This is a genomic window from Flavobacterium sp. FlaQc-48 (genome assembly GCF_044007335.1).
In the GTDB taxonomy this organism is placed as follows: Bacteria; Bacteroidota; Bacteroidia; order Flavobacteriales; family Flavobacteriaceae; genus Flavobacterium.
This window is the reverse complement of sequence record NZ_JBIPCR010000004.1, coordinates 1-11,810: the sequence shown is the minus strand read 5'-3', so window position 1 is coordinate 11,810 and position 11,810 is coordinate 1. Positions and strand designations below refer to the sequence as shown.

Here is an 11,810-nt window from a genome sequence, read left to right as displayed (position 1 = left end):
TTTAAAGGTATTTTTGAATAAATAATTCTCTGTAAAATGGCACGAACCCCTTCAAATATGATCCCCCTTGGAACTATTGCTCCTCAATTTAAATTAAAAGATACCAATTCAAATAATGACTATTCTTTTGCAGATTTAAAAGGATCAAAAGGAACATTGGTTGTTTTTATTTGCAATCATTGCCCGTTTGTACTTCATGTTATTAAAGAGGTCGTTATGATTGCCAATGATTATCGTGTGCAGGGAATTGGTGTTATGGCTATTTCAAGCAATGATGTCGAAAAATATCCACAGGATGCTCCGGAATTAATGACTGAATTTGCTTTTGAAAACAAAATAGATTTTCCTTATCTATTCGACGAAAGCCAGGAAGTGGCTAAAGCTTATGACGCTGCCTGTACTCCTGATTTTTATTTATTTGATGCCCAGGACCGATTATTTTATCGTGGCCAGCTAGATGATTCACGACCTGGAAACGGAATTCCGCTAAGCGGAAGTGATCTTCGAAGCGCTATTGACGCGCTTATTTATAACAGAAGTTTAAAGGAGCCTCAAAAGCCAAGTCTGGGCTGTAATATTAAATGGAAATAAACTATTGAATCATTTAAAAAAGTTTCCCTATCTTTGCAAATCAATTAATTACTCTCATTGTGAGCACTATAAATATATTTACAGTTTTTATGTTGTTGTTTTCTCTCACGAGAAAGCCGCTTACTGCTGTATTTATTTCACATAGTAAGGCCTTTATTAATTAGGCCTCCGTCTATTTCAATTTCTTCTTTCAGGCGGAGGATTTTTACCCGGATTTAATCCTTTATTTTATTTGAAAGAGTAAATTCTCTCAAGTAATTTTCTGGTTTTTTCAATCAAAAAATTTCCAAAACAGGTATTATCTAAAATTTCGACTTGCTACTATGCAATTAGAAATAAGGATTATGCTTTTTCTGCCTGAAAACAAAACACATACAAATATTCACATTCAAATAAATTAATAATAAAATAAAACATAGTTATGAAACCAATACCCACTTTCTGTAAAACAGATTATGAATTCTTAAGAGAATTGATATTAAAAAGTAAAAATTCAACAAACGCAAAAGAAGCCGGTCAGCTTTCACAAGAATTAGATCGCGCTATCATTAGTAAAGAAAGCGAATTTGACAATTCTATTGTAAAGATCAATTCTTATGTTACTATCGAAGATGTAAAAGCGAATAAACAAATGAAAATTCAGATCGTTCTTCCTTCATTTGCTGATGTAAAACAAAGTAAAATTTCAATTCTGGCTCCTTTAAGTGTTGCCATTATTGGCTTTAAAGAGAATGACGAAGTAGATTGGGAATTGCCGGCAGGAATAAAGACTTTAAAAATCGTTGCCGTTAGCAACACGTCTGAAAACAACTCTTAATTTTTTTTAAACACCTCACTCGTGACGGTGTTTTTTTTGTACTATTTTTTAAACAAAAAAACTATCCAATACAAAGTGTAATGAATAGTTCCTAAATTTTTACCATTGTAAAATTTTACAATTGAGAAGTTATATAATTTGATATTGAAGCCATTTGGGTATCATCTAACTTCGCTTTTTTCTGCATCCTTGTCAAAATAGGTTTCCACTCTTCCTGAGTAAATTTCTTTGCCTCATATAGTTTATGACATCTTGCACAACTGTTTTCGTACAGGTTTTTACCTTCAGCCAGTTCTGGTGTTAATACTGTCGTTTTTACAATTTCCGTTGTTGTAGGAGCGGCCGGTTCTGTTGTAGCAACCGATGCCGTTTTCTGAGTGCCACATGCCCCCAAAAGTAACGCTATAGCAGCTATAGTTAAGATTCTTAATTTCATTGTTTTGGTCTATTTTTTAAGTAAATATAAAAAAAATCCCATTCGGCAAGCGAATGGGATTCTTATTTAAAACAACTTTAAATTGTATTAAATCTTATTATTTTACTTCCATCAATTCAACATCAAAAATCAAAGTTGCGTGTGGCGGAATAACTCCTCCAGCACCTGAAGCTCCATAAGCTAAGTCAGACGGAATTACAAAACGAGCTTTGTCACCTACTTGCAATAAAGCGATACCTTCGTCCCATCCTTCGATAACCTGTCCCTGGCCTAATCTAAATTCGATTGGTTTTTTACGTGGGTAAGAAGAATCAAAAACTTTTCCGTTTTCTAAAGATCCTTCGTAGTGCACTGCAACTGTTTTACCAGCTTCTGCCTTTTTACCATCTCCTTTTTGAATCATTTTATAACGTAAACCACTATCTGTTTTATCAAAACCTGCAGCTAATTGCTCCATTTTTGCTTCAGATTCAGCTTTTAATGCTGCATCTCTTTTTAGACGTGCGCCTTTTAAACCAACAAAAGCTTCAATAGCATTAAACTTTTCAGCTTCTTCTCCAACTCTTAAAATCTCAACGCTTTGCAAAGCATCACCCTGAGCAACAGCATCAACTACATCCTGACCTTCGATCACATGACCAAAAACAGTATGTTTTCCGTCTAACCATGAAGTTGGTACATGAGTAATGTAAAATTGAGAACCATTACTTGCAGGTCCTGAATTGGCCATCGCTAAAACTCCCGGACGATCGTGTTTTAAACTTGGGTGAAATTCATCATCAAATTTATAACCCGGATCACCAGTTCCTGTTCCTTTTGGACATCCACCCTGAATCATAAAATCAGGAATAACCCTGTGAAATGTTAATCCGTCATAGAATTTTTGTCCTTGAGGTTTTACTTTATTTTCCATATTTCCTTCTGCAAGAGCTACAAAATTCCCTACGGTTCCCGGTGTTAAATCATGTGTAAGTTTTACTAAAATCGAACCTTTACTAGTGTTGAATTTAGCGTATATTCCGTTTTCCATTGTTGTTATTTTTAATTTGATTGCAAATTTACAAATTAATTTTATATCAATTTGTGCTTTCTATTTTTTAGACTTATAAGTAAGCCCGTAAACTGTTAATGATAATGCAGATAATCCAACGCATCCTATAGTCACGGCATGCCATCCTCCTAATTTCCATAATAATAGTCCATAAGCAGATCCGGCTGCTGTCCCTAAAAAGCTAAAGGACATAAATACGGTGTTTAACCTGTTTCTGGCTTCCGGAAGCAAAGAATATACCCGGGTTTGATTGGAGATGTGAACGCCCTGAATTCCTATATCGATAAAGACAATTCCAATGGCAATTCCGATAACACTTTCTATTGAAAAATAAAAAATCAAAAAGCTTATTAAGATTAATAAACAGCCATAACCAACTGCTACCCTCGAGCCTCCTTTGTCCCCCATTTTACCTACTAAAGGTGCTGCTAAAGCTCCTGAAGCACCTACAATTCCAAATAAACCAATTGTGGCACTACTGTAATGAAATGGTTCTCCGGAAAGCAACAAAACCATTGTCACCCAAAAAGCCCCAAATTGTGCAAAACTAAACACATTAATAATGGTCGCTTCACGCAAAACAGGTTGTGTTTTTATAAGTGTAAAAAGAGATTGGATTAACTGCCCGTAAGTTCCCTGAAACTGTGGTTTATTGACCGGGAATTTATTCTGAATCACAAAAAAGATCAATAAACAAATTCCTGCAGCGATATAAAACATCGATCTCCAGCCTAAAACCTGACCTATAAATCCGCTTAAAGTTCTGGAAAGTAAAATCCCCACAAGCAATCCGCTCATTATGGTCCCAACGACTTTTCCTCGTTGTTCCGGCGCACTTAATGAAGCCGCCAGGGGCAAAATAAGCTGCGGAACGATTGAAGTGATTCCGATCAATAAAGAAGCAATTTGTAAAAGAAAGAAACTTTTGGCCGTGGCTGCAAGAATTAAAGCAATTACGGAGGCAAAAGTGGTCATTAAAATTTGCTTTTTTCGCTCTATTTTATCGCCTAACGGAACCATAAAAAACAATCCAATCGCATAACCGGCCTGAGTTAAATATGTTATTGTTCCTGCATTGGCTTCAGGAATTTTAAATTCGTTGGCAATTAAAACAATCAGGGGCTGGCAGTAATACAGATTTGCAACTATAAGTCCAGTGCAAGCTGCCATAAATAAGACATTCGTTTTGGATAAATTCATTTTGCAAAAATACTATTCTAATTCGTATGAAAACTTTAAAAAAAGTATAATTTTTTCAAATTTACGGGCAATTCAGGCCTTTCTCGTAACAATTATACTGGCTTTTAAAATCTTACGATTTCATAAAATCTTCGCGAATGGGGCTAAAAACATCCGTTAAAAGTCCGCTTTCTAAACAAACCACTCCGTGAATTGCGTGAGGCGGAATATAAAAACTATCGCCTTCTTTTAAGGTTTGAGTTACTCCGTTAATCGTTACATCAAATTTACCGCTGGAAACATAAGTAACCTGTGTATGATAATGTTCATGCAAAACACCAATTCCGCCTTTTTCAAAATAAACGTTGACCAACATCACCCTATCATCAAAAGCCAGTATTTTACGTTTGATTCCTTCACCTACTATTTCCCACTCTACTTCATCTCCTTTTATAAATTCTTTGCTTGTTCCAAAACTTTGCATATTTCTTTTTTTTGAATTTTTACAAAAATACTACTTTTAGATCGCTTTATTTTAGATCAGGTTTTTAGAAATAAAATCACAACTCTTTTTAACAGATTCAAAAAAGCCGGGATTATAATTATTTTCCTGCTCTACAAAAAAGTGTTTCATTCCGGATTGCTCAGCCTTCTTAAAGATAGTTTTAAAGTCAATTGAACCTGAACCAATTTCTGTGTTCAAAGCCGGATTCGCTTTATCCATGTCCTTAACATGCCACAATTTAAAACGTCCGGGATTTGCTGCAAATAATTTTAACGGATCATTCCCTGAGCGAACCACCCAATAAAGATCTAATTCAAAATAAACCAAATCTTTATCTGTTTCATTTAACAGAATTTCGTAACCTGTAATTCCATCGTGTTTCTTAAATTCAAAATCATGATTGTGATACGCTAATTTTAAGCCCGCTTTTTGACACATTTTAGCAGCTTCATTTAATCGCGCAGCAATCTTTTTATAATCCTGAATACTTTTTCTAAAAGGCTCATCTACCCAGGGAATCGTAAAAAACTCGCTTTTGAGCACCTTTGCTGCTTCGATTGCCGCAAGTAATTCTGCTGTATTTCCGTCATACAAAAAGCTACCGGAGTTGTAATGACCGCTAATCGCCTTAAGTCCATTTGCATCCAGTATTTCTTTCAGTTCAACCGGAGATAATCCCCAAAACTGATCTTTTATCGAAAAACCGTATGTTTCAACAGTTGTAAATCCGGCAGCTGCAATTTTTTCTAAAGTTGATTGTACATCTTTCGGAAGTTCTTCTCTTAAAGTGTACAATTGTAAACCTATTTCTTTTTTACTCATGGTAAATGCTAATGATGGTAAAGCCAAAACTGCTGTCGTGGCCAAAGTGCTGTTGATTATAAAATTTCTTCTGGTGATCATTTTTTATTTTCAAAAGTGAGATTTAAGTTACTAAGAATTGATTTTCAAAATGACCTATAAATTGCTGAAGCGCAATTGCCGTTTCTTCGTTTACAATTTTTCCTTCTTCATTAATCTTTCCGCGAATGCCCTGTATTAAAAGCTGAATATCTTCGTCGAATTTAGCTTCGAGTGTTTTCATAATTAATGAAAGCTGGTCATGCGCCATTTCTCCCGAAGCCGAAGCGGTTATTAAACCTGTCGTTTTATTTGAAAAAATAGTAGTCGAAACGCACCATTCTAAAGCATTTTTTAAACTTCCGGGTAAACTAAAAACATATTCAGGCGTACAAATTATAATACCATCTGATTCGATAATCCTATCCCTGAAATCTTTTACCTTTTCCGGAGGCTTTTCATTGTCTAAATCCGGATTAAAATGTGGAATTTCATCCAGACCTTCGAAAATTTCAACCTCAAATTCGGTTTTTATATGTTCCGAAATAAATTTCAAAATTTTAAAATTACTGGAATTTTTTCTTGTACTTCCTGTTATGGCTAAGATTTTTATTGTTTTAACTTGCATTTTCATTGAATAACGACGATATCCTTTTTCATTAAGTCTAATCCGTCGGTTAAATTATTTCTTTCAAAGTATTTTTCTAAAGCTGTCAGTCTCTTTTTATTATCATATTGTATACATGAATTCAATTTCCTTTGGCAAACAGCACATAATCTTATAGAACTTTTATCTGTTTCAGATAAACTATTGGTTCCATTCATTACACAATCTGCAGTAGTACAATGATGCAAACCAAACATATGCCCAATTTCATGAGAACTTGTTTTGAGTATTCTGGATAAACACAGATTAAAATTTTCAGAAGTCAGCTTGTTATCCTGGAATCTATAAATCGAACTTACGCCAACTTTATTTTGATAGGAAGCCAAACCAAAAACATAATTCCATGACGGCTGAGGGAACAAGTCCAATTCTGAAAGTCCCATCAGGGCAATTCTGTTCAAAGGTTTTTCTTTTTTTAAAACACTGTCTAAAAGATATCCTGCTAAAAGCTGTTCATTCCCTTCATTTCCAATTCGTCTTGCAGAAGCAGGAACTATATTATTAGAAACAGATTCCAGCGTCTTTGTTTCTAACTGAAAGAAAATTGATAAGTACTCATTTAGTAATTCGATTTGTTTCTTTTGTAAAGCATTAAAACTTCCAATAGGCCTTATATAAATAACATTCGAGTCTTTTGTCGGGATGATATGTTTAGACCTAAAGTATTGTTCGAAAGTTTGTCCTTTTTCTTTATGCGAAAACAGCCAATCTCCATAAACAGGTTCACCCAGTTTAACGTCATTACTTTTGATTTGCTGAAAATACGGCGCTTCTTTAGGGATTTCTTTTGGAGTTTCTTTCGCTTTTTCTTTATTACAAGAACAAAATATGGTAAGCAGGAAGATAATTATTATTTTCATTTATTTTTCGGTACGTATTTAAAAAATCACTTTAAATTAATTCCTTAAAAATAAACTTTTCTTCATAATCTATTTCAAATTTTTCAAGGAAGTTAATATATTCCTCTCTAAAAGTTTTCTTTTTATGATGTAGTTCTTGATTCTCAATATAATTAATTACTGAAGCGAGCTGAGATTTACTATATGAAAATGCACCATAACCTTCTTGCCATTCAAAATGAAAGTTTAAAAAGTTACTTTTATTAATCCACTTTGAAGAATCTTGCTTAATATTTTTCATTAATTCAGAAATAGATTGTGCAGGCCTGATTCCGATTAAAATATGAACATGGTCTGATACACCATTTATGGCTAAAAGTTTGTGATTATTATTTTTGATTATTCCTGCTATATATTTATAAAGCTCTTCTTTCCACTCTTTATTTATAATAGCTTGTCTAAATTTTACCGCAAACACAAAATGAATATGTATTTGAGTATATGTATTTGCCATAAATATGTAGTCCCTACGGGACAATTTTAATTTGTAATTATTTTTTTTTCTACCAACATATAATTCCTAACGGAATATTCTAAATAATATCATGAATTACTATAATCATCTTATATTAATATTATCTACAACAAATATATCACTTAAAAAAGAAAGAATAAGATTACTTTTTTGTTTTTTTGTTAAAGTCAAAAAAAAATGTTCCGTTAGGAACAAAATCCCGGTAACAAAAAAAAAAAGGATCAAACAGAATTTGTCCCATAGGGACTACCAAGATATAAATTCTACCGTAATACCATAATTGATCATGTTAACAATTGTACTTTCATCAGAAAACATCAAAAAAAATGTTCCGTTAGGAACAAAATCTTGGTAGCAAAAAAAAAAGGATCAAACAGAATTTGTCCCATAGGGACTACCTAAAATATAAATTCTACCGTAATACCATAATTGATCATGTTAACAATTGTGCTTTCATCAGAAAAAAATAAAAAAAATGTTCCGTTAGGAACAAAATCCCGGTAGCAAAAAAAAAAAGGTATCAAACAAAATTTGTCCCGTAGGGACAACACATATTACAGCACGTTGATCTATTTCTCTTCTTCCTCAAAATTATCGAAATAGGTAAAATCTTTGGTAATCAATCCATTCTCAATGGTGAAAATGGTACAAATAGGCAATTCGAATTTTGAGTTATCGGGTGCCGTTCCCGTAGAAACAAACTCTACAATAATATGCTTTTCGCCAGAAGGATAGGTTTGGATAATTTTATCGTGTAAATCAGGAAAAGTTTTATTCAGTTCCGCATATTTATCTTCAATCTCTTTACGTGTTTGAATTACGATGCCTTTCCCTAAAGAAGGATCTTTAAAATCGGCTGTTTGGGTATACATTTCCGACATCTTTTTCCAGTCATGTTTGTTGAAATACTCAAAATATTGTTTTACTATTTTCTCATTATTTATTGCATTCCTGGATTTTGACTGATTGTGATTGTTACAGGAAATAATTAGAAAAGCTACAACAAGTGCGAATGTCTTTTTCATGATTTTTCATTTTAAATTACTATAAATCAATGCATAAAAGATTTAAATATAATAAAATGATTAGAATTACAGTGCTGTTCTCTAAAATTTCCCGACAAAAAAACTCATGCAACAAGTTATTTTACAGCAATTTCCTGAGGAGTACGGTTTTGTGTATCTGTTTTATAAGAATAGATTCTCCCGTCTTCATGGGTATAAATATAAATATAGTTCCAATGATTTGGCCCCGCTATTCTCGAACCTTCATTATTATTAGCATTCGTATAAACTTGTTCTCCATAGATAAGTATTTCTCCTTTATCAGAATTGTCTAAGGTACGTATAGGTGGGCCCCAACTTTTTATCAGACTTTTTTTAGACTGACCAATCCATTTGTCACTTGAACTTTGAGTGGTAGCACAAGAATTCAAAACAAGAACCAAAATTAGCAACAGTATATTTTTTATCATAACAGTCAATTTAAAAATTATTTATTTTTGTAATATTATACAGTAATATTAATTTAAAATCAGCTTTATAAATTTACATAAAAACTTTTAACAATTACATAATTCCTACTTATTCAATTGTTTAACAAATTGTTAAGAACAAAATTGTTTTCTAATTCTAAATTAATCCTACCTGATCACGATCATGATGTATCTCTGATTTAAAAAATATCCCAGTCATTAAATCTTTAAATTTTCCAAATATTTACTTTGTATCTTTGCGCTTAGAACTATTGAAGATAAAAAATGCGAATTGACATTATTACGATTTTGCCTGAATTATTAAGAAGTCCGTTTGAGGCTTCGATTATGAAACGTGCCATAGACAAAGGTTTGGTCGAAGTACATTTTCATAATTTACGGGATTATACTACGAACAAACAAAAAAGTGTAGATGACTACCCATTTGGAGGAGGCGCCGGAATGGTCATGACTGTGCAGCCTATTGATGCTTGTATTACGCACCTGAAAAGCGAACGTGAATACGACGAAATCATTTATATGTCGCCTGATGGAGAAACATTGAATCAAAAAATGGCCAATACGATGTCGATGTATGAAAACATTATCATTTTATGCGGACATTATAAAGGAGTCGATCAGCGTGTTCGTGATCATTTTATTACGAAAGAAATTTCGATTGGTGATTATGTTTTATCCGGCGGAGAATTAGGCGCTTTGGTTTTATCTGATGCTTTAATCCGACTTATTCCAGGTGTTTTGAGTGATGAAACATCTGCCCTGACGGATAGTTTTCAGGATAATTTACTTTCAGGGCCTATATATACGAGACCTGCAGATTATAAAGGATGGAAAGTCCCTGAGGTTTTAACCAGCGGACATTTCGCCAAAATAGACAAATGGCGCGAAGATATGGCGTATGAGCATACGAAGAACAGACGACCGGATTTACTGGAAGGACATTAAAAATTAGTTTCAGGTTTCAGGTTGTTTTTGTTTTAAGTTCCAACTTTGCGCAATCCAACCTGAAACTTGAAACCTGAAACAAAAAAAACACTGTAAATAACTTTTTATCAGATACTTAAAATAATTTATAATTTACAATTTATAATTCATAATTATTTTCTACATTTGCACCCGAATTAGACTAACCTCTGGCGAGATCCGTGAATGTTGCTCTATATAAAAAACCATAATTACAAGATATCATGGCAGATTTAATGAAATTCGTTCAAACCGAATTAGTTGCTAAAAAAGATTTCCCTGTTTTCGGAGCTGGAGATACTATCACAGTTTACTACGAAATTAAAGAGGGTGAAAAAACAAGAACTCAGTTTTTTAAAGGAGTTGTTATTCAAAGAAGAGGTTCTGGTAACACAGAAACTTTTACTATTCGTAAAATGTCTGGAGCTATTGGAGTTGAGCGTATCTTCCCGGTAAACTTACCAGCTTTACAGAAAATTGAAATCAACAAAAAAGGAGCTGTACGTAGAGCTAGAATTTTCTACTTCAGAGAACTTACTGGTAAAAAAGCTAAGATTAAAGATAAAAGAAGATAATCATTTATCTCTTTGTTATAAAAAAACTCGTTTCATTTATTTGAAACGAGTTTTTTTTGTGCCTGATTTTTAAAATATCCTGAATTTAGTTTACGCCAAACCCAACAGGTTTTTTAAAGGTTTTGTCATTCGATTTCTATAATAATACAAAATCTTTTTCAGGAGCTAATCCCGCTATCCGTTTCAATCTTTTGTGCCGAACCCCTGCACAAAAGGATTTCCACTTCTATCGGGGCTAGGGCAATCATTTTCATAAAAGCTTTTAGTTTTGATAATTAAAATAATGCGAACCAAGAGTTGAAATGTGCCATTAGGCACTAAATATTGGTAAATAATATAAATCGGAATAAATCCAGCGTGCCGTAGGTACGCAATAGTTACGATTTTGTTGCGTACCTACGGCACGCCCACATATTTCTAATGTATATTATCAACCAATATTTAGTGCCTAACGGCACAAATTGCAGACTTTCAAATCTTAATTGCCATGAATAAAATTATTGCAGATCAAATCCGTTTTTATCCGCGTTTTTACGAAGTAAATCTGTTTTATCCGCGTCAAAATTAGACGCTGATTTTACGGTCCCGAGACTTCGGGAGCTAAAGCGAAAACGCTGATAAAAACGGGTTTTCTAATTACTTTCTTGATTAAACTGTTACGTAATTTTATAGAAATGTGCCGTTAGGCACTAAATATCGGTAGTTAATATAGATTAGAAATACGTTGGCGTGCCGTAGGTACGCAACAAAATCATAACTATTGCGTACCTACGGCACGCTAGATTTATTCCGATTTATATTATCTACCAATATTTAGTACCTAACGGCACAAATTGTAGACTTTCAAATCTTAATTGCCATGAATAATATAATTGCAAATCAAATCCGTTTTTATCCGCGTTTTTACGAAGTAAATCTGTTTTATCCGCGTCAAAATTAGACGCTGATTTTACTGTCCCGAGACTTCGGGAGCTAAAGCGAAAACGCTGATAAAAACGGGTTTTCTAATTACTTTCTTGATTAAAATGTTACGTAATTTATAGAAATGTGCCGTTAGGCACTAAATATCGGTAGTTAATATAGATTAGAAATACGTTGGCGTGCCGTAGGTACGCAACAAAATCATAACTATTACGTACCTACGGCACGCTGGATCTATTCCGATTCCTATTAACTACCGATATTTAGTGCCTAACGGCACAAATTGTAGACTTTCAAATCTTAATTGCCATGAATAATATAATTGCAAATCAAATCCGTTTTTATCCGCGTTTTTACGAAGTAAATCTGTTTTATCCGCGTCAAAATTAGACGCTG

At 33.4% G+C, this 11,810-nt stretch carries 14 protein-coding genes; 4 read left to right on the top strand and 10 right to left on the bottom strand.

Features of this window, described 5'->3' with window-relative positions; genetic code table 11:
- Positions 1-36: 36 nt before the first annotated feature.
- Together ACHRWY_RS07520 and ACHRWY_RS07515 are read left to right on the top strand one after the other, a co-directional pair.
- On the top strand, positions 37-591 hold the full coding sequence (locus ACHRWY_RS07520; RefSeq protein WP_395353645.1) for a thioredoxin family protein: 555 nt from the start codon (positions 37-39) through the stop codon (positions 589-591).
- 421 nt (positions 592-1,012) lie between these two features.
- Positions 1,013-1,408 (top strand): GreA/GreB family elongation factor, encoded by a 396-nt coding sequence (locus tag ACHRWY_RS07515; protein ID WP_395353644.1) that lies wholly within the window; start codon positions 1,013-1,015, stop codon positions 1,406-1,408.
- Between the two features lie 115 nt (positions 1,409-1,523).
- On the opposite strand, the gene ACHRWY_RS07510 is transcribed toward ACHRWY_RS07515, so the two are convergent.
- The 10 genes from ACHRWY_RS07510 to ACHRWY_RS07465 all read right to left on the bottom strand — a co-directional run bounded on the left by ACHRWY_RS07510 (position 1,524) and on the right by ACHRWY_RS07465 (position 8,934).
- Complete coding sequence (locus ACHRWY_RS07510) at positions 1,524-1,844, bottom strand: cytochrome c (RefSeq protein WP_395353643.1); 321 nt, start codon at positions 1,842-1,844, stop codon at positions 1,524-1,526.
- Positions 1,845-1,941: 97 nt separating this feature from the next.
- Positions 1,942-2,874: a peptidylprolyl isomerase gene (locus ACHRWY_RS07505; RefSeq protein WP_395353642.1), complete on the bottom strand. Its 933-nt coding sequence runs from the start codon at positions 2,872-2,874 to the stop codon at positions 1,942-1,944.
- Positions 2,875-2,934: 60 nt separating this feature from the next.
- Positions 2,935-4,065: an MFS transporter gene (locus ACHRWY_RS07500; RefSeq protein ID WP_395353641.1), complete on the bottom strand. Its 1,131-nt coding sequence runs from the start codon at positions 4,063-4,065 to the stop codon at positions 2,935-2,937.
- Positions 4,066-4,207: 142 nt separating this feature from the next.
- Positions 4,208-4,558, bottom strand: a complete 351-nt coding sequence (locus ACHRWY_RS07495; RefSeq protein ID WP_395353640.1) for a cupin domain-containing protein — start codon at positions 4,556-4,558, stop codon at positions 4,208-4,210.
- 51 nt (positions 4,559-4,609) lie between these two features.
- Entirely contained in the window at positions 4,610-5,482 is an 873-nt protein-coding gene (locus ACHRWY_RS07490; protein ID WP_395353639.1) for a sugar phosphate isomerase/epimerase family protein, read from the bottom strand.
- Between the two features lie 22 nt (positions 5,483-5,504).
- Positions 5,505-6,047, bottom strand: a complete 543-nt coding sequence (locus ACHRWY_RS07485; RefSeq protein ID WP_395353638.1) for an NADPH-dependent FMN reductase — start codon at positions 6,045-6,047, stop codon at positions 5,505-5,507.
- Positions 6,048-6,049: 2 nt separating this feature from the next.
- The gene (locus tag ACHRWY_RS07480; protein ID WP_395353637.1) at positions 6,050-6,946 is read right to left on the bottom strand and encodes an archaemetzincin; all 897 of its coding nucleotides are present in this window, start codon (positions 6,944-6,946) and stop codon (positions 6,050-6,052) included.
- 31 nt (positions 6,947-6,977) lie between these two features.
- On the bottom strand, positions 6,978-7,439 hold the full coding sequence (gene tnpA / locus ACHRWY_RS07475; RefSeq protein ID WP_395353636.1) for an IS200/IS605 family transposase: 462 nt from the start codon (positions 7,437-7,439) through the stop codon (positions 6,978-6,980).
- Positions 7,440-8,029: 590 nt separating this feature from the next.
- A complete protein-coding gene (locus ACHRWY_RS07470; RefSeq protein WP_395353635.1) occupies positions 8,030-8,485 on the bottom strand; it encodes a nuclear transport factor 2 family protein in 456 nt (151 codons plus the stop codon).
- Between the two features lie 116 nt (positions 8,486-8,601).
- Positions 8,602-8,934: a hypothetical protein gene (locus tag ACHRWY_RS07465; protein ID WP_395353634.1), complete on the bottom strand. Its 333-nt coding sequence runs from the start codon at positions 8,932-8,934 to the stop codon at positions 8,602-8,604.
- Between the two features lie 285 nt (positions 8,935-9,219).
- On the opposite strand from ACHRWY_RS07465, the gene trmD reads away from it, so the two are divergent.
- Both trmD and rplS read left to right on the top strand, forming a co-directional pair.
- Positions 9,220-9,900 (top strand): tRNA (guanosine(37)-N1)-methyltransferase TrmD, encoded by a 681-nt coding sequence (gene trmD / locus ACHRWY_RS07460; protein WP_072956684.1) that lies wholly within the window; start codon positions 9,220-9,222, stop codon positions 9,898-9,900.
- Positions 9,901-10,142: 242 nt separating this feature from the next.
- Positions 10,143-10,493, top strand: a complete 351-nt coding sequence (rplS, locus tag ACHRWY_RS07455; protein ID WP_055098496.1) for a 50S ribosomal protein L19 — start codon at positions 10,143-10,145, stop codon at positions 10,491-10,493.
- Positions 10,494-11,810: the final 1,317 nt, after the last annotated feature.